Below are 25536 nucleotides of genomic sequence, written 5' to 3'. Positions count from 1 at the left end.
ACAACTTATTAAGTATAACTTATTTATCGTCAAGTACTTAATAAATAACCTTACGTATGCGCCGGCAGCTGGCGCTGAAAGTGCAGCTGGAGAATATGGTCGATTTTCTCCTTGGTGAGGGGCTTGCTGACGAGGCCGGCGATGGAGAGCTCATCGAGGCGGGCCAGGTCGCGGGCGTCCATGGTGGTAGTGAGCATGATGATGACCGTGGCCGCCTGCTGCGTGGTGGGCAGCTGCTGGTAGGCTTCCAAAAACTGGATGCCGCTCATGCCGGGCATGTTCACATCGAGCAGAATGAGGGCGGGCTCCGGGGCCCCGGTGGGCTGGGCCAGCAGGCCAAGGGCCTGCGCGCCGCTTTCGGCCACCAGCAGGTGGTCGGTCACGCTCAAGTTCTTGAACAACAGTTCATTCAAAAAGTTATTGGTTGAGTCGTCGTCAACCAGCAGCACACTGGATAGCTTTTCCATGGGAGAGGGCGAGGCAAAAAAACGGGCGCTAGCGGGCCAGTGGCAGCGTTACGGTAAAGGTAGAGCCCTGGCCGGGCTGGCTCTGCACGGTAATGGTGCCGCCGGCGTTTTCGACCAGCCGCTTCACCATGTACAGGCCCACGCCCGAGCCCTCGACGTGGCTGTGCAGGCGCCGAAACATGCGAAACAACTGGGCCTGCTGGCCCTCGCTCAGGCCCAGGCCATTGTCGTGCACCGCCAGCACGGCCTGGCCGGCGTGGGCGTGGCAGTGCAGCGCCACCACCGGCGGGCGGGCGGGGTCGCAGTACTTCACGGCGTTGCTGAGCAGGTTGTACACCACCGAGCGCAGGGTTTTGGGGGGGCACTGCACCGCCAGGCCCGGCGCGCTCTCCACGGTGAGCGTGGCCTGGGCGGCCAGCAGCAGCGGGGCCAGGTCGAGGCGCACGGCCTCTACCAGGGTGGCCACGGCCACGGCCTCGGCCGGCGCGGTGGCGGCTTCCTGTTGCAGCTGGCCAATGTCGGTGAGGTGCCCGATGGTTTGCTGGAAGCGGGCCACCGAGTCGCGCATCAGGTGCAGGATGCGGGGCACCAGCGGGGCGGCCAGGGCGGCGGGCGGCAGCTGCTCGTGCAGGGCCGTGAGCAGCCCCTCAATATTGGTGATGGGGGCTTTGAGGTCGTGCGAGGCCGTGTACACAAACGTGTCGAGGTCGGTGTTGGTGCGCAGCAGGCGGTTGTTGGTGTCGCCCAGCGCGGCGTTGGTGGCCTGCAGCGCCTGGTTGAGGGCCTGCACCTGCTGGCGGGCCTGCACCTGCTCGGTTACCTCGGTGCCAATGGCGATAATGCCGCTAACGTGCTGATTATCATTAATTAAAGGTTGAAACACAAAATTGACGTAGGCCTGGGTGGGCTGGCCCGTGTGGGCCCGCGCAAAGGCCACGGGGGCCTCGGTGAGGCTAAAGGGCTGGCCAGTGTGCAGCACCTGGGCCAGCCCCTGCTCAAAGCCCTGGCCCGCCGTGTCGGGCAGGGCCTCGAAGTAGGGGCGGCCCAGCACGTGGGCCGGGGCGCGGCCCCAGATGCGGCCCACCGCGGCGTTGGCCAGCTCTACCACCAGGGTGGGGCCGCGCATGATGGCGATGGCCACCGGGGCCTGCTCAAAAATGCGTTGCAGCTCGGCCTGCTGCGCCTCGCGCTGCTGGCGGGCCAGCACCTTGTCCGTCACATCAAAGGCAAAAACCGAAACGCCCACAATGCGGCCCTGCTCGCGGTAGGCCTGGTAGGTGAAGTTGAAGTAGTGCGGCTGGGGCGGCTGGCCGGGGGCCGGCGCGCTGGCCAGCAGCTCTTCGGGGCCGTGGTAGGGCGTGCCCGTTGCGTACACTGCGTTGAGGCAGGCCAGAAACTCGCGGGCGTCGGGCTGCACCTCGGCCACGGTGCGGCCCTGCAGCTGGCGGCCCGCAAACAGCGCCTGGTAGGCGGGGTTGAGGTACTCGATGCGGTGGTCGGGCTCGCGCAGCAGGCAAATGGCGGCCGGGGCCTGCTCAAACAGCTGGTAAAGGTTTTCGCGCTCCTGGCTCTGGCGCTGCACGGCGGCCAGCGCGGCGGCTTGCAGCGTATCGGCCTGGCGCTGCGCCAGCACCTTGTCGGTTACGTCCACAATGAAGGCCAGAATACCCTGGGGCTGCTGCTGCCCATCAAACAGCGGCTGGTAGATGAGGTCCATGTAGCGCTGCCGGCCGCGGCCGGTAGCTGAGTCGTGGAGCAGCACCGGCACTTCGCTACCCACGTAGGGCTGGCCAGTGGCGTACACCCGGTCGAGCAGGCCAATGAAGCCCTGCGCCACCACTTCGGGCACTACCTCGGCCACGGTGCGGCCCAGGGCCGTGCGCCCGGCTACTATGCGGTGGTACTGGTCGTTGAAGAACGTGTAGCGGTGCGCGGGGCCGGCGAGGGCGGCAATGGCGGCCGGCACCTGGCCCAGAATCTGACTGAGCAGGCCCTGCTGGGTACGCAGCTGCTCGCGCTGGGTCTGGGCGGTGTGCAGGGCGGCGCGGGTTTCGGCGGTGCGGGCGGCCACGCGGGCCTCCAGGTCCTGGTTGAGGCCCTGCAAGTCGTACTGGGTTTGGCCCAGCGCCTGGTTGGCGGCCAGCAGTTCCTCATTATTGGTTTGCAGCTCTTCGTTGGCAACGGCCAGCTCGTCGTTGAGCTCCTGCACGCGCCGGCGGGCCAGCACCTGCTCGGTTACTTCCACGGCCACATCTACCACGCCCAGCACCTGGCCCTGCGCATCGTAAATGGGCTGGTACACAAAGTTATAGTAGGTAGTTTGCAGGTGGCCGTCGCGCTGCATCTGGGCGGGGGTTTCGACGCCCGTAACGGGTACGCGGGTGGCCAGCACCTGGTGCAGCAGCGCGTCGAAGCCCTGGCCGCGCAGCTCGGGCACGGCCGCCAGCAGGGGCTGGCCCACCACTTCCTTCAGCGAGCGCCCCCAGATGGCGGCCATGTGGGCATTGGTGGCCGTAACGCGCAGCTCGGAGCCTTCAAACAAGGCGATGGCCACGGGGGCTTGCGTGAGCAGGGCGTGCAGCTTGTGGCGCTCGGCCTGGGCGGCGGCCAGGGCTTGCTGCTCGCGGGCCTGGCTTTCGCGCAGGGCCTGCTCTACGGCCGTGCGGGGCTGGTCGTTGGTGTCGGTAAAGCTCACTACCAGCAGCGGCCCGTGGCGCTGGGCAGCCAGGTGAAAGTAGCCGTCGAGCTGGTCGTGCTGGTAGTTGGTTTGGTGCTGTGCGGCCTGGCCCGAGGCCCAGGCCTGCGCATAAAAGGCAAACACGCCCGTGGCAATGGCGTGCGGATACAGCGTGAGAAACGACTCGGCGGGGCGCGCCGGCAGATGCAGCAGGCGCTGGGCGGCGGGGTTGAGGCGCTCGTAGGCCAGGTCGAGCACATCGGTACCGTTGGCGGCCAGCACCGGCCGAAACAGGATAATGCCCGTGAGCGACACGTTGAGCAGCACGTGTAGCAGCGCTTCCGAAACGGGCACATCGGCCGGTAGCAGCCGGGAATCTAAATCAGCCATTACCTAAAGCTAAACTAGCAGCAGTCAATTTATTAGGAGCCAAGCAGGAACTCCCTACCCCCGGCTTGGCCCGGCTGGTCCAGGGCCGCGGGCGGCACTTCTTCCAGGGCCCGCACGCCCAGCATAAGCTGGTGGGTGAGCTGGCCCTCTTGCAGCACCCGGCGGCCGTAGAGCAGGGCGCGCCGCCGGCCCAGGCCCGGAAAATCGGCCTCCAGCACGAAGCCCTCAAACTCGGCGCCCGGGCTGGCTTCGTCCAGCAGGCGGCGCAGCTGCTGGTGCAGGGCCGGCTGCCGCCAGGCTGCCCCGCCCAGGCTGGCCAGCGCCCGGCCCGGCAGCCCGGCCAGGGGCTCGCCAAAGGTGGTGGCAAAGGCGGGGTTGGCCCCAAGCACGCGCAGCTGGGCATCGAGGGTGAGCTGGGGCTCGCGGCCGCCGTCCTGCAGGCTGTCGGTGAAGCGGGTGTGGTCTTGCAGGCGGGTTTCGAGCACCTTCAGGGCCGTGATGTCGGTGAAGGTGAGCACGGCCCCGTTGATGTAGTTGTCGAGCGAGCGGTAGGGCAAAATGCGCAGCGTGTACCACTCGCCGCGGGTGGTCTGGATGTTGGTTTCGACCACCGTGAGGCGGTCAAGCACCTGCTGCACATCGCGCAGCAGGTGCTCGTAGCGCAGGCTGGAGGTGAAGTGGGCCAGCGGCCGGCCCACGTCGCCCGGCACCAAGCTGATGATGCGCCCCACGGGCGGCGTAAACCGCTTGATTAGCAAGTCATTATCCAGAAAAATGATGGCTATTTCGGTAGCATCGAGCAGGTTTTTCATGTCGTTGGCCGTTTGGCCCAGCTCCTCAGTTTTGGCCAGGTACTGCATGTTGAGGGTCATAAGCTCCTCGTTGAGGCTCTGCATCTCCTCCTTGTTGGTCATGGCCTCCTCGTTGGTGCTTTGCAGCTCCTCATTGGCACTTTGCAGCTCCTCGTTGGTGCTTTTGAGCTCTTCGAGGCTGCTTTCCATCTCCTCCACGGTGGTTTGGAGGCGGTGCTTGGTGTATTGCAGCTCTTTGTCGAGGGCAGCCACCATGGCTTCGCGGTGCGCGCCGTCGGGGGCGGGGGCGTCTTTGGCCACCCGCAGCCGGCGCGGGGTGGGCTGGTCCTCAAACACCACCAGCAGCAGGCCAGCCAGCACCTCGGGGCCGGCCAGGTGCTGCACCGACAGGCGCAGCACCTGCTGGCCGGCGTCGGTGCGCACGTGCACGTTGTCGACCACCACATCCTGGCGGGTTTGGGTGGCGCGGTGCACGGCCCCGCTGATTTCGAAGTTGAGCTCCTCGCGGGCCATCTCAAACAGGTTCATGCCGCTGAGGCCGGGGGCGGGCTCCAGGTACTTGCCGGTGCGCCCGTTCACGTACAGGATTTCGCCCTTGCCGTCAATTACCACGGCGGGCGGGGCGTAGGTTTGCAGCAGTTTTTTTTGCACCAGCGCCGCGAACGTGCTGGTTTGGCGGTGGTTGGCGGAGGCGGAGGCAGACAGGAGGGCCATGGTGGGGGGCGCGGGCGCCTGGCGGGCATACGCAAACGGAAACTTGAGCACGTGGGGCAGCGCGGCGGGCAGGCTGGTGCGGCGCGATATTTTCCACTTCACATCCAGGGGCTGAAACAGGTCTTGGTAGCCGGTGATGTTTTCGCTGGGCCCCAAAAACAGCAACCCACTGGCATTCAGGGCATAATGGAAAACAGGCAGCAGGCTTTTTTGCAGCTCGGCCGAGAGGTAGATGAGCAAATTGCGGCACACCAGCAGGTCGAGCTTGATGAAGGGCGCGTCCTTGTTGAGGTTGTGCAGGGCAAACACCACCACGTCGCGCACTTCCTTGCGAATCTGGTACTGGTCGTCGATTTTCTGAAAAAAGCGCGCCAGCCGCTCGGGGCTCACGTCGGCCGCAATGTTTTCGCTGTAGAGCCCGGCGCGGGCAAAGGCAATGCCGCCGGGCGAGATATCGGTGGCAAAAATCTGGAGCCGCAGGTGGTGGCCGTCGGGCTTGAGCTCGTCGAGGCACTCCAGCAGGGTCATGGCCAGCGAGTAGGCCTCCTCGCCCGTCGAGCAGCCGGGGGCCCACACCCGCACGGTGCCGTCGGTTTCCTTGGCCGCCAGCAGCGGGCGCAGCAGGCCCTGCAAGCTGGCAAAGGCCTCAGCATCGCGGAAAAACTTGGTCACGCCAATCAGCAGCTCGTGAAAGAGCTGCTCTACCTCGCCGGGGTTTTCCTGCAGGTAGCGCACGTACTGCGTGAAGTCCTTGATTTGGTGCGAGTTCATGCGGCGCTCGATGCGCCGAAACACCGTATTGCGCTTATAAAAGCTGAAGTCGTGCCCGGTTTGGGTGCGAATGAGCAAAAATATCTTCTGGAGCGCGTGGCCCGGCTGGCTCGGCGAGGCGGGCTCGCGGGGGGTGGGGCGGGCCTCCAGGGGGCGCTCGACGTAGTCGAGCAGCTGGGCGGGCAAGCGCTCGGGGGGCAGCACAAAATCGACAAACTCGGTGGCCAGCGCCGCGCGCGGCATAGCGTCGAACTGGGCCGTGGCGGGGTCCTGGGCCATCACCATCCCAAAGTTTTCCATCACCAGCTTCAGGCCCACGGTGCCATCGGCCCCCAGCCCCGAGCAGATGACGCACACCGCCCGCTCGCCCATATCCTTGGCCAGGGTTTGCAAAAAGAAGTCGATGGGCTGGCGGCGGCCCGGCGGCTGGGTGGGCTTGAGCAGGTAGAGGCAGCCGTGCAGCAGGCTCAGGTCGTGGTCGGCCGGAATCACGTACACGTGGTTGGGCCGCACGCGCAGGCCGTCGGTGGCCTCGGCCACGGGCAGGGGCGTAAAGCGCTGGAGCACTTGCGTCAGCTGCTCGCCGTGGGCGGGGGCGGCCGGCCGGTGCAGCACCACCACCAGGGCCAGCCCGCTGAGGGGCGGCAGGTGGGCAAAAAACTTTTCGAAGGCCTCCAGCGCGCCCGCCGAGCCGCACAGCGCCACTACGGCAAACTTATCGGGGCCACTGGAGCGGCCGTCGCGCGCGGCCCGCTGGTTGCGGGGCGCGCGCGGCGTTACGGAGTCGGCCGCGATGGGGGCCGCCACCGACTCATCTGGGCCCGGTGCGTTTTCGGGCACGGGAGTATTTTTCATAAAAAAAGATGCGCTGGCGGCCTGGGTCCTCGTAGCAAGGTGCCGGGTAGCCAAGCCGCCCGTTATCTAAAACTTGCCGCGGCCTTACCCTTGAGCTAGCCAAAACTACTTGCTAAGTTAACGGCCCACGCGGGTTGGTGGGGCGTAGCCCACGCGGCCCGGTATTGCGTAGTTGAATTGGTGCCGCCAACGGCCAACGCGCCTTTTCAGTTTCTTTCCCGTGCCCAGCCCTTCCCACCTCATCGTTATTGGTACTTCGGCGGGCGGCATGCCGGCCCTCACCCGCCTGGTGGCGCAGCTGCCGGCCACGCTGCCGGCCGCCGTGCTGGTGGTGCAGCACCTGGCGCCCGAGTCGACGGGTGCGCCGCTGGTGGCCCGGCTGGCCGCCCACACCGGCCTGCGCTGCCAGTTGGCCACCCACCTCATGCCCCTGGAGGCGGGCTGCCTGTACCTGGCCCCGCCCGACCGCCACCTGCTGGTGAAGGGCGACCACCTGCTGGTGACCAAGGGCCCGCGCGAAAACAGTTACCGCCCCGCCGCCGACGCCCTGTTTCGGTCGGCGGCCGTCACCTTCGACTCGTGCGTGGTGGGCGTGGTGCTCACCGGCATGCTGCACGACGGCACGGCGGGCCTCGACTTTGTGCAGCGCTGCGGCGGCACTACCGTAGTGCAGGACCCCGCCGAGGCCGAGTTTCCGAGCATGCCCGAGAGCGCGCTGCGCAGCGTAGCCATCGACCACGTGGCCACCCTGGCCGCCATGGGCCCGCTGCTAACGGCGCTGGTGAGCCCGGCCGGGCCGCCCACGCCCCCCAACCCGTTCGCCATTCCGCCCGACCTGCGCCTGGAGGCCGCCATTGCCGAGCGCGTGGTGGGCACCATTGAGCAGGCCAGCGAGCTGGGCCAGCTGGTGCCCCTCTCGTGCCCCGACTGCGGCGGCCAGCTCTGGGAGCTGAATCAGGGCCAGGTGCTGCGCTACCGCTGCCACACCGGCCACGCCTACAACGCCGAGGTGCTGGCCGAGCGCTCGCAACGCGGCCTGGAAGAAAGCCTCTGGGTGGCCCTGCGCATGATGGAGGAGCGCAAAAACCTGCTCAGCAGCCTGGCTGCCCACGGCGAGGGCCGCTGGAACGCGCAGCACACCGCTCGGGTAGAAGAAATAAAGCGCCACATCAACCGCCTGCGCGAGTTTTTGCTGGCTAGCCCCGCGGGCGGCCCCGCGGGACCCAGCTAGCGGGCCGGCTCCTCAAAAGGCACCCCAAAAGCTCGGAGCAGGGCGTGCAGGTAGGGCTCGGCCAGCTCGGGGGCCGGCAAATTTTCCTGCACCAGCAGGGCATCGAGGGCCTGGGCGGCGGCCGGGCCGGCGGTGCGCCCCAGGCCCATGCTCCAATCGGCAAAGCGGCGGCTAGGGCCGGGGCCCTCGCTCACGGTTACTACCTGGGTGTGCCGCGGGTCTTGCTGAATTTTGGCGTATAAGGCGCGCACGGCCGGCTCGGGGCCTTCGAGCAGCTGTACAAACCGGCCGTCGCTGTAGAGCAAAATACCCGTGAGCTGGTGCCGGGTGTTGAAGCCTCGGGCTTCGGCCAGCAGGCTTTGCAGCTGGGCCTCGCTCACAGTGCCAGTGGCCTGGCTGTGGTAGAGCACCTGGTAAATGCTATTATCTAACAAGCTGATAACCTGCTCGATATTAATTTCGCCGCGTTGGTAGCGGCTCAGCAACTGGCGCTCGTAGCGTTGCGGGGCCTGGGGCGTGTTGGCCGTGAGGGCCACAGCGGCGGTAATGGCGCGGCGGCGCTGGTCTTCGCTTTCGGGTGGTTGCATGTAGTAGTTTACGCCGGGCCGGGCTGCGAGATATACCGTTGTAGACCGGAAAATACGAATTCCACCCGTATTACGCCGCCCGCCCCGGCGCTGCGTGCCCCCGCCAGCGCCCGCCAAAGCCGCTTTAAACTCCGCCGCAGCGCCTCGTACTAAACTTGTGCTCTTGGGCGTTAGCGCTGCCTCCGGCCCTTCGGTTGACCCGCACTTCCTTCCCGCGCAGTATGGCTTTTTTTTCGTTCCGGCGGCCCGCCGCCTCCCCCGCCGCTCCCAGTAAAACCCGCGAGTGGGCCAACTCCTTGCTATTCGCCCTTGTGGTGGCCACGCTCATCCGCTGGTCGGCGGTGGAGGCCTACGTCATCCCGTCCGAAAGCATGGAGCACTCACTGCTGGTGGGCGACTACCTGTTTGTGAGCAAGTTGCACTACGGGCCCCGCACGCCCCAAACGCCCCTGCAAGTGCCCCTCACGCACCAAACGCTGCCGGTGCTCAACAGCCCGAGCTACTCCGACCTCGTGCAGCTGCCCACGTATCGCTTGCCCGGTTTCAGCACGGTGCAGCGCAACGACGTGGTGGTGTTTCACGTGCCCCACGAACAGCAGCGGCCCGCCGACCTGCGCACCTTCCTCATCAAGCGCTGCATTGCCGTGGCCGGCGACACGCTGGCCATTCGCAACGGCCAGGTCTTCCTCAACGGCCGGCCCGGCGCCGTGGCCGGCCAGCCCCAGGCCAGCTACTTCCTGGCCGTGGCCCAGCCCAACGACGAGGTGCGCCAGGCCCTGCACGACCAAGGCGTGGTTGACTACACCGCGCCCGATGGCCTGCCCGCGGCCAGCACCAACCCCGCCACCGGGCAGCTGGGCTACTTCATCAGCTGCCCGGCCGCCGTGGCCGCCTACTTCCGCCGGCAGCCCTACGTGCAGACGCTCACCGTAGCCGCACCAGCCGCAGCCCTGTTCCCCGACGTGGCCGACTTTGATGTTTCCGGGGCCGCCAGCGCCGTGCTTACCCACTGGCAGCTAGATAACTACGGCCCGCTGCCGGTACCCAAAAAGGGCCAGACCATCGTGCTCACGCCCGCCAACGCCGCCATCTACTACAAAATAGTGAGCCAGTACGAGCACAACCCCGGCATTACGTGGCAGGGCGGCATGATGCAGCAAAATGGCCGCCCCCTCACCCGCTACACCATCAAGCAAGACTACTACTTCATGATGGGCGACAACCGCCACAACTCGGAAGACTCGCGCTTCTGGGGCTTTGTGCCCGAAGACCACCTCGTGGGCAAGGCCGTGTTCGTCTGGCTTTCCCTCGACCCCTACGCCGACTTCTGGCACAAGGTGCGCTGGAGCCGCTTGCTTCAGCCCATCAGCTAATTCATTAGTAATCAATAAATTAACCCCAACCATAACCTTATTGCGGTTTTGGCAGTAAAATCCGCAGTTTTAGTACCTTTTTCCTTTTCCCATGAAATTCTCACATTTGTTCCTCGCCGCCAGCCTGTTCACTTTCACGGCTGCTACCGCCCAAACCACCCCTACGCCCAATGGCCCCGGCACCGCGCCCGGTGCCCCGGGCACCACCACGGCTAGCCCCAGCGCCGTGCCCAGCGGCACCGCCCCCGTGCAAGCCAACCCCGACGGGGCTGTGAGCGCCGGCGAAGTATTCACCAAGGGCGCGCCCATGACCGCCGACGAGCGCCGCATGAAGCGCCAGCAGCATAAGGCCATGAAGGCCGATGGCAAAGGCAAGATGAAAACCAAGATGTAGGTTGCCCGCGCTGCCCACTGGCCGCGCCCAGACTATAAAAAGGCCGTTCCCCACGTAGGGAACGGCCTTTTTTTGTTGATTAACTCCTGTGATTCGCAGCGTACCTGGCTGTCCGGCATAAGGCCCGGCGCAGCTGGGCCGCTGAGCTTTATAAGCAAAAGAAAAGGCCGTTCTCAGTAGAGAACGGCCTTTCTTAGGTAGCGGGGACTGGACTCGAACCAGTGACCTTTGGGTTATGAGCCCAACGAGCTACCAACTGCTCCACCCCGCACTGTTTGGTAATACAAAAGTACTGAAAAATCCTGAAATTGCAAGTCTTGCTCTGTTAAAAGGCGTGGAACGGTAGCTTGGGCGCTGATTTTCAGCCTTAAAAATTGTGCAGCCGCTGGTAGCAGCCCGGGTTAACCACCGGGCCGATGGGGTTTTGTCGCCAGCTTTGCTGTTTAATTGCCCCTTCGCTTTATGTCGCCCAAACGCCCGGCCGCGCTCGCCTTCATCTTCGTCACCATTCTCATCGACGTTATTGGGCTGGGGGTCATTATCCCGGTGCTGCCCACGCTCATCGAGCAGCTCACGGGCGAGGGCGTGAGCCGGGCCTCGCAGTACGCGGGCTGGCTCTCGTTTGCCTACGCGGCGGCGCAGTTTGCGTTTGCCCCGGTTATCGGGGGGCTGTCCGACCGCTTTGGGCGGCGGCCGGTGCTGCTGGCCTCGCTGCTGGGGCTGGGGTGCGACTATATTTTTCTGGCCCTGGCGCCCACCATTGCCTGGCTGTTTGTGGGCCGCGTTATTGCGGGCATCACGGGGGCCAGCTTCACCACGGCCACGGCCTACATTGCCGACGTGAGCACGCCCGAAAAGCGGGCCCAGAACTTTGGGCTGGTGGGGGCGGCGTTTGGGCTGGGCTTCATTATCGGACCGGTGCTGGGGGGCTTGTTTGCGCACTACGGGCCGCGGGTGCCGTTTGTGGTGGCGGCGGTGCTGAGCTTGTGCAACTTCCTCTACGGCTTTTTTCTGGTGCCCGAGTCGCTGCCCGTGGAGCGGCGGCGGCCCTTCGAGTGGGCGCGGGCCAACGCCGTAGCCTCGCTGGTGCGGCTGGGTAAGTACCCCAAAATCATTGGGTTAGTGGTAGCCCTGGTACTGCTCTACCTGGCGGGCTCGGCCACGCAGTCGGTCTGGACGTTCTACACCATCCTCAAGTTTGGCTGGACTGAGCGGCTCATTGGCTACTCGCTGGGCGCGGTGGGGCTAGGCGCGCTCATTGTGCAGGGCGGGCTGGTGCGGGTGGCCATTCCGCGGCTCGGTGCAGCCAAGGCCGTGGCCGTGGGCCTGGTATGCTATATCATTGGCTTTGTGCTCTATGCATTTGCCTCGCGGGGTTGGATGATGTTTGCTTTCACGGGCGTGTACTGCCTGGGTGGGCTGGCGGGGCCGGCCTTGCAGGGCAGTATTTCGGGCCAGGTGCCGGCCGATGAGCAGGGTGAGCTGCAAGGCGCGCTCACCTCGCTCATCAGCGCTACCGGCGTGGTGGGGCCGCTGGCCATGACGAGCCTGTTTGCCTACTTCACGCGGCCCCAGGCCCCGTTCTACTTCCCGGGCATGCCGTTTTTGGTGGGCGCGGTGCTCACGCTGCTGGCCCTGCTGGTGGCGGCCGGCCCGCTGCGCCGGCTGCCCGCCAAGGCCGCCCCGCTGCCAGCGGCCGGGGCACCCGCCGGGCACTGATTTTCGTTAGGGCAGATGTACCGTCTGACTTTGCCCGCCTATGCCCGCCCAGCCGCTCCACCCGCCCCTGCTAGAACTTACGCCGCGCCCCGACCTCGATATTTTGCTGGGCCGCTGGCGCTACCAGCCCGAGCAGCCCGCCGCCTTGCGCCCCTGCTACTACCAGCTCGCCGACCAGGCCCTGGCCACAGGCTGCCGGTCTTGGCTGCAAGACCTGCGCCGCCGGACCTCACCCGACCAGCAAACCAAGCGCTGGCTCCTGGACGAGTACTACCCCGAGGTGGCCCGCTGCCTGGGCCAACGCCTGTTTGTGGCCTACCTGTTTAGCCCCGCCATGCACCGCCAAATTGTGGCCGCCCCCGACTACGCTCCCCCCGAGGCCTACGGCAACACTCCCTACGCGCTCGATTTTTTTGGCAATGAGGGCGCGGCCATTCAGTGGCTGCAAGCGCACCAGCTGGCGGGCCGCGAGGCGGCCTGATTTGGTGTAGCCAAGTAGTATAGCCGTTCATTATGAGCTAGTAAGCTTATTTTATTTAGAGCTAAAAAAGTGCTTTTCTCCCAAGGGAAAGCACTTTTTTTTGCATTAGCAGAAATTTTTACCCGAACACTGAGTTTCTTATTACGAATCATTCGTAGTATTACGAAAAATTCGTAATAAGCACACATGGAACGCCTCACCCAACCCGAAGAAGACGCCCTGCGTGCCCTCTGGCATACCAGCCCGGCCTTTGTGAAGGATGTGCTGGAGGCGCTGCCCGCGCCGCGCCCGCCCTACACTACCCTGGCCAGCACGCTGCGCAACCTGGAGCGCAAGCTGTACATCAGCGCCGAAAAGCTGGGTAATTCCTTCCGCTACGCGGCCTTGGTGAGCGCCGAGGACTACCAGCGCCGCTCGCTGGGCGCGCTGGTGCGCGAGCACTTCCGCGACTCGTACAAGGAGCTGGTTTCGTTTTTTGCCAAAGAGGAGAAGGTCAGCGCCGCCGACTTGCAGGAGATTATCCGGCTCATCGAACAGCAAAAACCCGAGTAGCGATGGCGGCTCTTTTCGATTACCTGCTGCGGGCCAATGCGGTGCTGCTGCTGTTTGCGGCCGCCTACTACGGGCTGCTACGCCGGCTCACGTTTTTCCAGCTGAACCGGGCTTACCTACTGCTGGCCCTGCTATTTGCGGCCGTGTACCCGGCGCTGCCGGTGCCGGCGCTGCTGCCGGCGTCGGCGCGGCTGCTGCCGGCGGCTACGCTGGCTACTGGCGCAGGCCCAGCGGCCGTTGTTGCGCAAATGCATAGTGTTGATTATAAATTACTTATAATCAGTATTTATGCTGCGGGCACGGGCTTGCTGCTGCTGCGCCTGCTAGCCCAGCTGATGAGCCTGGCGTGGGTGCGGGCCCGCGCGCGGCCGGCCGTGGTGCTGGGCCAGGCGGTGCGGGTGCGGGCGGGCGCGGGCGGGCCGTTTTCGTTTGGCCGCACCATCTACCTGAGCGCGGCCACGCTGGCCGACGCGGCAAACCTGGCCCCGGCCCTGCGCCACGAGCAAGCCCATGTGCGCCAGCTTCATACCCTCGATGTGCTGCTAACCCAGCTGGCCACTGCCCTGGCCTGGGCCAACCCTGCGGCCTGGCTACTGCGCCGCGCCGTGCTCGACAACCTCGAATACCTGGCCGACCACGCCGCTCTGCAAACCGGCCTCGACCGCCGCGCCTACCAGTATAGCCTGCTGCGGCAGCAGCCGGGCGGCGTGCCCGCACCCGCCCTGGCGTTTCACTTTTCCTTTCTCACCCTCAAAAACCGCATTACCATGCTCAACCAACCCGCTTCGACCACGCGCCAGCTGGGGCGCTACCTGCTGGCCGCGCCGCTGCTGGTGGCGCTGGCGCTGGGCTACTCATCGGCCCACGCGCAGGTGGCCCCTACGCCGGTACCAGCCCCAAAGCCATCCCTTAGCAAGGCTACTTACTACGTTGATGGTAAGGTTACTACCGCTGATGCGCTCAATAATATTAGCCCCGATAATATTGCATCCGTAAGCGTAGTGAAGGATGCGAAGCGCTTGCAGGTGCTGGGCCTGGGCCAGGTTTCGGCCGAAGGCGCGGTACTGATTACGACCAAAGCCAAGGCCAACGCGCCGGATGTGCTGGCTTTTAACAAGCAATTCTCCGTGCAGCCGGCTACGGCGGCGCAGCAGGCTGCCCTGGCCGCCGCCCAGGCCTACATCACCAAAACCTACCCCAACGCCAAGATAGAAAGCGTTTTTATGGTTAAAAACCAGCCCGGCCGCTACCAAGCCATCTTTATGGAGGCCGGGCAGCGGCAGCAGCAGTTGTTTGATGCGCAAGGCCAGCCCGTAGCAAAATAAGCTTTTAGCCAGCCGAACAGTGCGGCAAGACACTGTAAACCAAAGAAGCGACTAGCATCTAGTCGCTTCTTTTATACTTGATAATCAATGCGGTACTTTCCTTTTGCGCTGGCGCTGGCCAGCTGCCTGGCGGCGCGCGCCCAGGCCCCAATCACCATTAGCGGTCAGCTGGCCGGCTGCCCCGACTCCACTACCGTGGCGGTGGCCGAGCCGATTGTGGGCGGGCGGCTCAACTACTTCTTCGCCGCCGAGCCCAACGAAACGCTCGTGCAGGGCGGCCGCTTTCGCTACCGGCTGCACCACGCGCCCACCGGCCTGGTGCTGCTCACGGGCAAATGCGCCCCCCAGGTGTGGGCGTTTGTGGAGCCCGGCGCGCAGGTGAGCTTCACCCAAACTACCACCGGCCAGGCCAGGCCAACCTACGCCTTTAACGGCACCAATGCGGCCGCCAACGACCTGCTGGCCAACGGCAAGCTGCTCAACAACGGCCCCGCCGACCAGGAGCGCGTGGGCAACCTGCTGGGCGCGGCTCCCACGGCGGCGGCGGTGCTGGCCCGGCTGCAAGGGCTGCTGCAACCCAGCCTCGACCGGCTGGCCGCACTCCGGCAGCAAGGGCGCATTTCGGCCGGTTGCCACGCCTACCTGCAAGCCGAAACTGAGCAGCGACTGGTTTTTTGGGCCGGCGGCCTGCTGCTGGCCTACGCCACCGACTCGGTGCGCGCGCGCCTGCCCCTGCGCCTCAGCCCGGCGGAGCGCGGCAAGCTGGCGGCGCAGCTTTTTGCCCGCTATAACCCCAACCTGCCCGGCTACCGCTTTACCACGCTGGGCACTGACCGCCTCAAGGCCACGTTTGTGAGCCGGGGGCTGCTGGCCGGTTCACGGCCCGCCAATCACTTATGGGCCAGCTTTCACCAGCAACTGCTCGGGGTTGATGAGGTGGTGGAGGTGTTTGATTACGCGCCGCTGGCCGGGCAGGAGCAGGGCATGGGCATGACTATTCTGAACGCCGTGGCGCTCAAAGCCATCAGCCCCCCCGACCTGGTGGCCGTGGTGGCCGCGTACCGCCAGCGCTTTCCGGCCAGCCCCTACGCGCCGCTGCTGGCCCGCGCCGCCACCCAGGCGATGGCTGCGGGGCCCGCGCTGGCAGGCCAGGGCCTGGCTTTCGGCCACTACGAATTAGGCGCTAAGGCGCTGGCCTTTAGCCCCGCGCCGGGCCTCGACACGGTGCGTACGCTCGGGGGGCTGGTGCGGGCGCAGCGGCCGGGCCGGGCGGTGTTCGTCGATTTTTGGGCTACCTGGTGCGGACCCTGCGTGGCCGAGTTTTCGCACGAGCCAGCGCTGCACAAATTCTTAGCTAACAACGACATAGATATTTTGTATATCTCCGTTGATAAGCCGGCGCTGCGCGAAAAGTGGGCTGCCATGGCCGCCAAGTACCGCCTGCAAGGCTACCACTACCTGGCCCCACCGGCGCTGCAAAAAGCCCTCGAAACTACCGTGCCGCACGTGCCCTACTACCTGCTGTTTGACAAAAGCGGCCGGCTGGTGCAGGCTGATATCTACCGCCCCAGCGACGGCGAAAAGCTGTACCAGCAAGTGCGCGAGCGGCTGGCCCTGACGCACTGAGCTTCAAAAAGTCTTCAGAAATCAATAACCTGAACCGGTCGCCACTTAGGGAAAGTGCTGCTACATTCGCGGCCTTATTTCCCTACTTACTGCATGACGACGGGCCTTCCTACCGAGCTGCTTCACCTCACCTATCGCCCCGATTTGGCCATCCTTATCGGCCGCTGGGGCTACCAGCCCACACCCGCCGAGCTGCCCGCCCAGTATGAGCGCCTGGCCGCCATCGCGCTGCAGCACGGGGCCCAGCGCTGGCTGCAAGACATCAGGCACCGCAACCTCAACGACCCCTACACCACGCAGTGGCTGCTCACCGAGTACTTCCCCGATATGGCCGAGCAGCTCGCCAAGCCACTGCGGGTGGCCTACCTGGTGGGCCCCACCCTGCGCGGCCTCATTGAGGCGGCCCCCGATTTTCAGCCGCTGGCTTCGTACCAGGGTCGGCCGTTCATCGTCGGCTTTTTCGGCGAGGAGGGCGCGGCCATTGCGTGGCTGAAGGAAGGTTGAGAGAACACCCAAACCAACACCGAGTTTAGAGAAGTTCTTCTGTTTATCGCGTAATACATTTATAACCATAATTTTACCTTTATGCGTTATTCAATGAAGTTACTGGCTGCTTTGGTGGCAGCCTGGGCATTGCGCCCGGTCGGGGCCCACGCTCAAGCGCTGGATACCGCTCGTGGCCCCCGTATTCAGAACGCCCCCAAAGGCATATCAACCACCCCCCTGATGGCCCTGGATGGCCTCCAGGCTAAAGGACTCTCATCGGTGATTTACCTGGATGGGCAGCGACTCGACTCGACGGCGCTGTTAGCCGTCAGCCCCAGTGATATTGCCACTATCAGCGTTATGAGAGCCGAGACGGCTCGCCAATTGGGGCCCGATGAGGCCCGGCTGGGCGTTTTGGTTATCACTACAAAGGCGGGCAAGCGTAAGCACTCGGTACGCGCCTTCGACAAGCGCTTGCGCAAGCTGGTGCCGCCCAGCGCGCCCGCGGCCCCGCCCGGCCGGGGCCCCAACTAGTACTCGCCAGCGGCCCGGCCGAACTACCCACCCACCCGGCGGCGTTGGCCGGGTGGGTGTAACTTGTTGCGGCGCGGGCTGCCACAAGGCCCCTTTTCTTTCCGCCTATGACGATGGTAGCGACTCCCCCGGCTGCGGCAGCCGGGGTTTCTTCGACCGATTTTCCGGCCCTGGCCCAGGTGCGGGCCGAGCTGGAAGCCTACAAGCGCAAGTTTTACCTGAGCCTGCTGGTGCGCGGCGGCCTGGTGGCGGCGGCCCTGCTGCTGAGCTTGTTCGTGGTGCTCAACACTCTCGAATACTTCCTCTACCTGCCCCCAGTAGTGCGGGCGGGGCTGCTGTTTGGCTTCCTGACGCTGGCTGTGTACGCGGTAGGGCGCTGGCTGTGGCAGCCGCTGGCCGCACTAGCCAACCTGCGCCGGCTGCTCAGCGATGAGCAGGCCGCCCGCCAGGTGGGCGAGTTGTTTCCGCAGGTGCAAGACCGCCTGCTCAACGCCTTGCAGCTGCAAGGCCAGGCCCGCGGCAATGCACTGCTGCTGGCCAGCCTGGAGCAGCGCGCCGCCCAGCTGCACGGCGTGTCGTTTGCTCAAGGCATCAACATTCAGCAGCAAAGCCGGCCGCTGTGGAAGTACGTGCTGCCGCCGCTGGCAGTGCTGCTGCTGGCACTGGCGTTTTTCCCGAGCTTCATCACGCAGCCCACCAGCCGCATCTGGCACTACCAGCGCCGCTACTCGCGGCCCGCGCCGTTTGCGTTTGTCATTAAAAACAAACAGCTGCAAGTATTTAAGGGTGAGAGCTTTACGTTGAGCGTGGCCGTGACCGGCAAGGCCCTGCCCGCCACCCTCAGCCTGCTTACCGCCGATGGCCCCGAGCGCCCGCTGGCCCCGGTGCCCGGCCACCCTAGCGAATTTCGCTACACCTTCGAGCAGCCCGCGCAGGACGTTGCGTTTCAGCTCAGCGGCGCGGGCTTCGTGTCGGATGAGTACCAGCTCACGGTACTGGAACGGCCTGACCTGCGCGACTTTACGGTGCGCGTAACCTACCCCGCCTACACCGGCCGCACCCCCCAAAACCTGCGCAACGGCGGCAACCTCACCGTGCCCGAGGGCAGCCAGCTGCGCTGGGAATTCAGCACCGCCGCCACCGAGGCCCTGGCCCTGCGCTTCGATAACCCCGCCGAGCTGGTGCAGGCCACCCGCGCCGACGACGCTTTTGTGGCCGAGCGCCGGGCCCTGCGCTCGCAGCAATATTTAGTACAATTGCGCAACGCGGCCAGCGCCAATGCCAACCCAATCAGCTACCAGCTTACGGTGGTGCCCGACGCGCCGCCCAGCCTCACGGTGGAGGCGTTTTCGGATACGACCTCAATGCGCTTTCTGGCGCTGGGCGGCTCCGCTACGGATGATTATGGCCTCACGGCGCTGCGCCTGCACTACCGCCTGCACCGGGCCGGCGCAGGCCTCAATGCGGGCGGCGGCTTTGCCAGCCGGGCGCTACCCCTACCCAGCGGCGCGGGCGGCACCTACGCCTACACCTGGAACCTGGCCCCGCTGGCCCTGCGCCCCGGCGACCGCCTCGAATACTTTGTGGAAGCCGTTGATAATGACGGTATTCACGGGCCCAAGAGCACCCGCTCGCGGCCCCTGGAGTTCCGGCTGCCCAGCCGCCGCGAGCAGGACAAGCAGCTGGCCTCGGCCGCCAATGCCGTGGCCAGCCAGCTGAGCGCGGCCGCCAAGCAGAGCAAGCAACTGGAGCGCGAGCTGGCCCAGAGCCAGGACAAGCTCAAGACCAAGCGCGACCTCAGCTTTCAGGACCGCAAGCAGCTGCAGGACATGCTGGAGCAGAAGCAGCAGATGGACCAGCAGGTGAGCCAGATGCAGAAGCAGTTTGACCAGCTGCAAAAGCAGCAAAACCAGCTCGACCCCAAAAGCGAGGAGCTGGCCCAAAAAGCCGAAGAGCTGAAAAAGCTGATGAGCGACTTGCTCGACCCCGAAACCAAGAAGCTCTACGAAAAGCTGCAAAAGCTGCTGGATGAACAGAAGAAGCCCGACGCCGAAATGCAGAAGCTGATGCAACAGCTTGAGAACAAAGAAAATACGCTGCAAAAAGAGCTGGACCGCGCCCTCGAAATGTTCAAGCAGATGCAGTTTGAGCAAAAGGCCGAGAAAACCGCCGACCGCCTCGACCAGCTGGCCAAAGACGAGCAGAAGCTGGCCGAAAAAACCGCCGAAAACGACAAGAACAACCCCGATAACAAGCAAAGCGCCGAGCAGCAAAAAACTGAAAACCAGCAGCTTCAAAAGGAACAGGCCCAGCGGCGCGAGGAGCTCGACCAGCTGAAGGAGGACCTGAAAGACCTCAAGCAGCAGGACAAGGAAATGGGCGACCAGAACGAGCTGGACGAGCAAAAGGCCGACCAGGAGCAAGCCGACCAGGAAATGCAGGACGGCGAGCAGCAGCTCGGCAAAAACCAGAACCAGAAGGCCAGCCAGAGCCAGAAAGCCGCCGCCCAGCGCCTGGAGAAAATGGCCAAGAAAATGCGCGACGAGGCCAGCGACGATGAGCAGCAAAAGAAGCAGCAGAACATCGACGACCTGCGCGATATTCTCGATAACCTGGTGACGCTCAGCTTTGACCAGGAGAAGCTGATGAAGGACTTTCGGGCCGTGGACCAGACCGACCCGCGCTTTGTGCAGCTGGGCCAGACCCAGCGCAAGCTGCGCGACGATGCCCAGATTATCCAGGACTCGCTGTATGCCCTGGCCAAGCGCGAAACCCGGATTCAGAGCTTCGTGACCCGCGAAGTGGGCGAGATGAACGGCCGCATGGACGAGAGCCTCACCCACATCAAGCAGCGCGACGTGGCCCGCGCCACCACCACCCAGCAGCAGGCCATGACCAGCGTTAACAACCTGGCCCTCATGCTCTCCGATGCCCTCAAGCAGATGCAGCAGGACATGCAGCAGATGCAGGGCAAGGGCCCCGCCAAGCCCGGCAGCGGCAAGGGCAAGAAGAAAGGCAAGGGCGGCTCGCCCGGCGCGGGCGGCCTGGGCAAGATGCAGCAGCAGCTCAACGACCAGATTCAGCAGCTGCAGCAGAGCGGCAAAACCGGCCGCGCCCTCTCGCAGGAGCTGGCCAAGCTGGCCGGCCAGCAGCAGCTACTGCGCCAGGCCATGCAGCAAATGGGCAACATGCCCGGCGGCGGCAAGCCCGGCGGCAAAGACGGCAAGGAGGGTAAAGACGGGGGCAAAAACGGCGGCAAGCCGGGCCAGGACAAAGACGGCCAGGGTGGTGGCGGCAACGCCGCCGAAATGAAGAAGATGATGGAGCAAACCGAGACGGACCTCGTCAACAAGCGCCTCACCGAGGAAACCATCCAGCGCCAGCGTCAGATACTGACGCGCCTGCTCGAAGCCGAAAAATCGGCCCGCGAGCGCGACCAGGACACCAAGCGCGAGGCCCAGGCCGCCCAAAACCACCCGCCCGTGTTCCCGCCGGCCTTTGAGAAGTATAAAACGGCCGCGCCCGACCAACAAACAGAAATTTTACGTCGTCAGCAACCCGCGTTAACTCCTTACTATCAGCAAAAAGTAAGCGAGTATTTCCAAAAAAACCGGTAGGCAAACCGTAACCTCATCGGCAGTCGTACGTAGAGGCGACTTTGCTACTTATCCAATCCAGGCAAAGCAGGGCCAAGTAGCCGAAAACCACGCTGCTACGGCGCTACCCGTTTTTTGCCCGGTGTTTTCTACTTTTGCCCTCCGTTAGCCGCGCCGCTCTTTCTATTCCTTCGCTATCCCCCGTATGAAGCAGGTTAAAATTCAGATTCCATCGCTCGTGGAAAATATCCGCGTCGTGGAGAGCTTCATTGATAACTCCAAAGACACGTTCCAGATTGAGGACGACATCTATGGCAATATTATGGTGGCAGTGACGGAAGCCGTGAATAACGCGATTCGCCACGGCAATAAGTTCGACAAAGACAAGAACGTGTACCTCTCGCTCTACGTCAACCAGAACCAGTTGAAGTTTGAGATTGAGGACGAAGGCACTGGGTTTGATTTCAACAACCTCGACGACCCCACGGCCCCCGAAAACCTCGAAAACCCCGGCGGGCGCGGCATCTTCCTCATCCGCCACCTGGCCGATGAGGTGGAATTCAGCAAAGACGGCCGCCGCCTGGAACTGACGTTTGCCCTGCACCCCGCCACCCCCGAGCAAGCCGCCGCATGAGCGTACCAGCCGCCGCCGGCGTCCGCTACTTCGAAGCCCCCGGTATTGAGTTTGTAGTGGAAGACGTGGCCGAATTCGGCCTGCGCGACGCCGAAGACCTCGTAGCCTGGATTGAGCGCATTGCCGTGGTGCACGAGTACCGCATCGCGCAGCTCACCTTCATCTTTTGCTCGGATACTTACTTGCACAAGCTGAACGTGGACTACCTCAATCACGACACGCTCACCGACGTCATCACCTTCGACAACGCCGACGATGCCGAGGTGTTGGAAGGCGATATCTTCATCAGCGTGGAGCGCGTGGCCGACAATGCTAAAGACCTGGGAATCAGCTTCCGCGACGAATTACACCGCGTCATGATTCACGGCGTGCTACACCTGCTGGGTTACCACGACAAAGACCTGCTGAGCCAGACGGCCATGCGCCGCAAGGAAGATTACTGCTTGTCGCTGCGCACCTTTTAGGGCGCGGCACGTTTTGCTGGCATGAGTGTCGCGCTTTCTCGCCTGCCCGGCGATTTTCTGGATTATTACCTCGGTCAGGGCTACTACCGCATGGGGCAAAACTTGTTTACCTGCGAGTTTTTACCCCTCGAAACCGGCCTCTGCACTACTCACTGGCTGCGCCTGGCCCTGGCCGACGTGGCCTACGGCCCCAAGCAGCGCCGCCTGTTTCGGCTCAACGAGCAGTTTGCGATAACCACCCGGCCCTTTCGGTTCTCGCCCGAGCTGATGGACCTGTATAATCTTTATTATCAGTCGATTGACTTCGACGGCAACCCCTCGCTGGCCGACCTGCTGCTGGATGGAGCCGCCCACAACGTCTTCGACACCCACGTTATTGAGGTGCGCGACGGCCCCCGGCTCATTGCGGCCGGCGTGTTCGACAACGGCACGGACAGCATTGCGGGCATTGTTAACTTTTACGACCCCAGCTATCACAAGCACAGCCTGGGTAAGTACCTGATGCTGCTTAAGTTAGAGCACGCCCGCCGCCACGGGCTAGCCTACTACTACCCCGGCTACCTGGTGCACGGCTACCCCAAGTTTGACTACAAGCTTTTCGCCTGCCCGGCCGCAACCGAGGTCTTCAACTCGCGCACCCACCACTGGCGCACCTTCCGCTGGGAGGACGTGAACCGGCAGGCCGCCTTTCTGCACGGCGAGCGGCAAGCCCAGGACCTAGCCGACGAGGCACAGTAAGCGGGATAGCCGACAACGCATGCAGGGTAAGCTTTAGCTTACCGCCGCAAGGCAGCCGGCCGTAGCGGGCTCATCAGTAGTTAGCCGATAGTACCGTAATTTTGTTGATTCCTACTGGGCTACCCGCTGCGCCGCCGAACTATTTACGGCAAGCTAAAGCTTACCCTACTATGTTTCAGCAAGAAGATTACGACCTCATAGTGGTGGGCGCGGGCCACGCGGGCTGCGAAGCCGCTGCCGCCGCCGCCAACCTCGGCTCGAAAGTGCTGCTGGCCACGATGAACCTGAACACCATCGCCCAAATGTCGTGCAACCCGGCCATGGGCGGCGTAGCTAAAGGCCAGATAGTGCGCGAGATAGATGCCCTGGGCGGCCAAAGCGGTATCATCACCGACCGCACCATGATTCAGTTTCGGATGCTGAACCGTTCGAAAGGCCCCGCCATGTGGAGCCCGCGCGCCCAAAGCGACCGCATGCGCTTTGCCGAGGCCTGGCGCCTGACGCTGGAGCAGATTCCGAACGTCGATTTTTGGCAGGAAGCCGTGACCGGCTTGCTCGTGGAGGACGGCACCTGCGTGGGCGTGCGCACGGCGCTGGGCATCGAGTTCCGCAGCAAAACGGTGGTGCTCACCAACGGCACCTTTCTTAATGGCCTCATCCACATTGGTGAAAAGAACTTCGGGGGCGGCCGGGCCGGCGAAAAAAACAGCCGCGGCCTCACCGAGCAGCTCGTAGAGCTGGGCTTGGAAGCCGGGCGCATGAAAACCGGCACCCCGCCCCGCGTGGACGGCCGCTCGCTCGACTACTCCAAAATGGAGGTGCAGGCCGGCGACGAAAACCCCGGCCGCTTCTCATACCTCGACACGCCCCGGCTCACTGAGCAGCGGCCCTGCTACATCACGTACACCAACGAGCGGGTGCACGAGATTTTGAAGGAAGGCTTCGAGAAATCGCCCATGTTTCAGGGCCGCATCAAGGGCCTGGGGCCGCGCTACTGCCCCAGCGTGGAGGACAAAATCAACCGCTTCGCTGACAAGGACCGCCACCAGATTTTTGTAGAACCAGAAGGTTGGTCTACCGTGGAGTGCTACGTGAACGGCTTCAGCAGTTCGCTGCCCGAGGACATTCAGTACCGCGCCCTGCGCGAAATCGCGGGCTTTGAAAAGGCCAAGATGTTCCGGCCCGGCTACGCCATTGAGTACGACTTCTTCCCGCCCACGCAGCTTACGAATACGCTGGAAACCAAGCCAGTGCATAACCTCTGGCTGGCTGGCCAGATTAACGGTACCACCGGCTACGAGGAGGCCGCTTGCCAGGGCCTGATGGCCGGCATCAACGCCCACCAGCGCGCCCACGACAAGCCCGCCTTCACGCTCCGGCGTGACCAGGCCTACATCGGCGTGCTCATTGATGACCTTATCAACAAGGGCACCGACGAGCCGTACCGCATGTTTACGAGCCGCGCCGAGCACCGCATCTTGCTGCGCCAGGACAACGCCGACCTGCGCCTCACGCCCCTGGGCCACGCCCTGGGCCTGGCCAGCGACGAGCGCCTGGCCCGCGTGCAGCAAAAGGAGGCCGACACAGCCGCCGTGCTGGCCGTGCTCGCCAACTTCGGCATCGAGCCGGCGGCCATCAACGGCTTTCTGGCGGCGCAGGGCTCGGCCGAGATTCACGAGAAAACGCGGGCCCTCAACCTGTTGCGCCGGCCCAATATCGAGCTGCCGCACCTCACGGCCTACCTGCCCGAACTGGCCGAGAAACTGGTGGCTTTTAGTGAAGAAGCTCAGGAACAGGCCATTATCCAGACCAAGTACGAAACCTACTTGCAGAAGGAGCAGCAGCAGGCCCAGCGTATGCGTGAGCTGGAAGACTTCCACATTCAGGGCCGCCTGAACTACGGGGCCATGCCGGCCCTCAGCCACGAGGCCCGCGAAAAGCTCCTCAAGATTCAGCCCGAAACCCTGGGCCAGGCCAGCCGCATCAGCGGCGTGAGCCCGGCCGACGTGTCGGTGCTGATGGTGTATTTGAATCGTTGAGTAATAACGACCTGAAAAAGACCGTCATGCTGAGTTCGCCGAAGCATCTCTACCACGAGCGTATTCTCCAATTATCAGGATTACGCTCGTGGTAGAGATGCTTCGGCGAGCTCAGCATGACGGTCTACTTTGATTTTCCTTTTTTCAACAAAGTGACCGAATTATTACCCGTCTGCCCGGTGTGCGGAAGTGCCGACCTGCGCGACAAGCTGCGCGTGCAGGACCGGTCGGTGAGCCAGGAAACGTTCACCATCCAGCAGTGCGCGGCCTGCGGCTTCCAGCTTACCAACCCGCGACCCTCGGCGGCAACTATTGGAAAGTATTATGAATCAGATGCTTATGTGTCACACAACTCAGCGGCGCAAGGCCTGGTAAACCGCGTGTACAAGGCGGCGCGCTACTTCACGGTGCGGCGCAAAGTGAGGCTCATTACCCAGCTTAACGGGGGGCACGTGGGCAATTTGCTCGACTACGGCTGCGGCACGGGACACTTTTTGGCCGGGGCCAAGCGCGCCGGCTGGCAGGTAACGGGCCTGGAGCCCAACGACCGCGCCCGCCACGACGCGGCCGCCCGCGTGGGCCAGCCTATACTGGAGGACACGGCCCTGGCCGCGCTGCCCGCCGCCAGCTTCGACGTGATTACGCTGTGGCACGTGCTGGAGCACGTGCACACGCTCAATGACACACTGGCTCAGCTACTGACGGCGCTCAAGCCGAGCGGCAAGCTGCTGATTGCGGTGCCCAACGCCGAGAGCCTCGATGCCCAGCACTACCGCCAGGACTGGGCTTCGTACGATGTGCCGCGCCACCTCTACCACTTTGTGCCGGCTACTATGCGCCGGCTGTTAGCGGCTCATGGCCTGCACGTTACACAAACGCTGCCGCTGCCGCTCGATGCCTACTATATCAGTATGCTGAGCGAGCGCAACCGAGCCGCCGAGCGGGCCGGTGGGCCGCTTGCGGTGCTGCGGGCGGGCTACAAATCCAACCAGTACGCGGCGCAGCACGGCGGGCAATATTCGAGCCTGGTGTACGTAGCCGAGCGGGCGGCCGCGGGCCGCTAGCCCCGGC

General features: G+C 64.1%; 20 protein-coding genes and 1 tRNA gene. 16 read left to right on the top strand and 5 right to left on the bottom strand.

The annotated features are described in order from the left end of the window. Positions 1-50: 50 nt before the first annotated feature. Genes QMK33_RS04920 through QMK33_RS04910 form a run of 3 tightly spaced genes read right to left on the bottom strand, consistent with a single transcriptional unit; the run spans position 51 to position 6686 of the window. Entirely contained in the window at positions 51-467 is a 417-nt protein-coding gene (locus QMK33_RS04920) for a response regulator (RefSeq protein ID WP_283563443.1), read from the bottom strand. Between the two features lie 28 nt (positions 468-495). Continuing rightward, on the bottom strand, positions 496-3534 hold the full coding sequence (locus QMK33_RS04915; RefSeq protein WP_283563442.1) for a PAS domain-containing protein: 3039 nt from the start codon (positions 3532-3534) through the stop codon (positions 496-498). A 32-nt stretch (positions 3535-3566) separates the two neighbouring features. Beyond that, positions 3567-6686: a CheR family methyltransferase gene (locus QMK33_RS04910; protein ID WP_283563441.1), complete on the bottom strand. Its 3120-nt coding sequence runs from the start codon at positions 6684-6686 to the stop codon at positions 3567-3569. A gap of 220 nt (positions 6687-6906) precedes the next feature. Between QMK33_RS04910 and QMK33_RS04905 the strand changes: the two genes are divergently transcribed. Next, positions 6907-7917, top strand: a complete 1011-nt coding sequence (locus tag QMK33_RS04905; protein WP_283563440.1) for a chemotaxis protein CheB — start codon at positions 6907-6909, stop codon at positions 7915-7917. On the opposite strand, the gene QMK33_RS04900 is transcribed toward QMK33_RS04905, so the two are convergent. After that, the gene (locus QMK33_RS04900; RefSeq protein ID WP_283563439.1) at positions 7914-8504 is read right to left on the bottom strand and encodes a BLUF domain-containing protein; all 591 of its coding nucleotides are present in this window, start codon (positions 8502-8504) and stop codon (positions 7914-7916) included. The genes QMK33_RS04905 and QMK33_RS04900 overlap by 4 nt on opposite strands. Positions 8505-8725: 221 nt before the next feature. Here QMK33_RS04900 and lepB point away from each other — a divergent pair, with 221 nt between their 5' ends. After that, positions 8726-9877 (top strand): signal peptidase I, encoded by a 1152-nt coding sequence (gene lepB, locus QMK33_RS04895; RefSeq protein ID WP_283563438.1) that lies wholly within the window; start codon positions 8726-8728, stop codon positions 9875-9877. Between the two features lie 91 nt (positions 9878-9968). Next, the gene (locus QMK33_RS04890; protein WP_283563437.1) at positions 9969-10271 is read left to right on the top strand and encodes a hypothetical protein; all 303 of its coding nucleotides are present in this window, start codon (positions 9969-9971) and stop codon (positions 10269-10271) included. A 198-nt stretch (positions 10272-10469) separates the two neighbouring features. On the opposite strand, the gene QMK33_RS04885 is transcribed toward QMK33_RS04890, so the two are convergent. Beyond that, positions 10470-10542: transfer RNA gene (locus QMK33_RS04885), tRNA-Met, on the bottom strand. 191 nt (positions 10543-10733) lie between these two features. Between QMK33_RS04885 and QMK33_RS04880 the strand changes: the two genes are divergently transcribed. The 13 genes from QMK33_RS04880 to QMK33_RS04820 all read left to right on the top strand — a co-directional run bounded on the left by QMK33_RS04880 (position 10734) and on the right by QMK33_RS04820 (position 25529). Next, positions 10734-11990 carry a TCR/Tet family MFS transporter gene (locus tag QMK33_RS04880; protein WP_283563436.1) on the top strand — a complete coding sequence of 419 codons (1257 nt, stop codon included), beginning with the start codon at positions 10734-10736 and terminating at the stop codon, positions 11988-11990. A gap of 40 nt (positions 11991-12030) precedes the next feature. Further along, the gene (locus QMK33_RS04875) at positions 12031-12471 is read left to right on the top strand and encodes a hypothetical protein (protein ID WP_283563435.1); all 441 of its coding nucleotides are present in this window, start codon (positions 12031-12033) and stop codon (positions 12469-12471) included. A 186-nt stretch (positions 12472-12657) separates the two neighbouring features. Continuing rightward, positions 12658-13023, top strand: a complete 366-nt coding sequence (locus QMK33_RS04870; protein WP_283563434.1) for a BlaI/MecI/CopY family transcriptional regulator — start codon at positions 12658-12660, stop codon at positions 13021-13023. Positions 13024-13025: 2 nt separating this feature from the next. Continuing rightward, positions 13026-14348: a M56 family metallopeptidase gene (locus QMK33_RS04865; protein WP_283563433.1), complete on the top strand. Its 1323-nt coding sequence runs from the start codon at positions 13026-13028 to the stop codon at positions 14346-14348. Between the two features lie 87 nt (positions 14349-14435). Continuing rightward, complete coding sequence (locus tag QMK33_RS04860; RefSeq protein WP_283563432.1) at positions 14436-15974, top strand: TlpA family protein disulfide reductase; 1539 nt, start codon at positions 14436-14438, stop codon at positions 15972-15974. A 93-nt stretch (positions 15975-16067) separates the two neighbouring features. Further along, complete coding sequence (locus tag QMK33_RS04855; RefSeq protein WP_283563431.1) at positions 16068-16478, top strand: hypothetical protein; 411 nt, start codon at positions 16068-16070, stop codon at positions 16476-16478. Between the two features lie 93 nt (positions 16479-16571). After that, on the top strand, positions 16572-16994 hold the full coding sequence (locus QMK33_RS04850; RefSeq protein ID WP_283563430.1) for a hypothetical protein: 423 nt from the start codon (positions 16572-16574) through the stop codon (positions 16992-16994). A gap of 113 nt (positions 16995-17107) precedes the next feature. Then, positions 17108-20611, top strand: coding sequence for a DUF4175 family protein (locus tag QMK33_RS04845; protein ID WP_283563429.1), 3504 nt, complete (start codon positions 17108-17110; stop codon positions 20609-20611). A 184-nt stretch (positions 20612-20795) separates the two neighbouring features. Next, on the top strand, positions 20796-21224 hold the full coding sequence (locus QMK33_RS04840) for an ATP-binding protein (protein WP_283563428.1): 429 nt from the start codon (positions 20796-20798) through the stop codon (positions 21222-21224). Beyond that, on the top strand, positions 21221-21688 hold the full coding sequence (ybeY, locus tag QMK33_RS04835) for an rRNA maturation RNase YbeY (RefSeq protein ID WP_283563427.1): 468 nt from the start codon (positions 21221-21223) through the stop codon (positions 21686-21688). Before QMK33_RS04840 ends, ybeY begins: the two co-directional genes overlap by 4 nt. Positions 21689-21709: 21 nt before the next feature. Then, entirely contained in the window at positions 21710-22426 is a 717-nt protein-coding gene (locus tag QMK33_RS04830; protein WP_283563426.1) for a GNAT family N-acetyltransferase, read from the top strand. A 170-nt stretch (positions 22427-22596) separates the two neighbouring features. Then, entirely contained in the window at positions 22597-24465 is a 1869-nt protein-coding gene (gene mnmG / locus QMK33_RS04825) for a tRNA uridine-5-carboxymethylaminomethyl(34) synthesis enzyme MnmG (protein WP_283563425.1), read from the top strand. 116 nt (positions 24466-24581) lie between these two features. Further along, positions 24582-25529, top strand: a complete 948-nt coding sequence (locus QMK33_RS04820) for a methyltransferase domain-containing protein (RefSeq protein WP_283563424.1) — start codon at positions 24582-24584, stop codon at positions 25527-25529. Positions 25530-25536: the final 7 nt, after the last annotated feature.

The organism is Hymenobacter sp. H14-R3 (assembly GCF_030063445.1).
Taxonomy (GTDB): Bacteria; Bacteroidota; Bacteroidia; order Cytophagales; family Hymenobacteraceae; genus Hymenobacter.
This window is presented reverse-complemented; position numbering and strand designations above follow the sequence as displayed.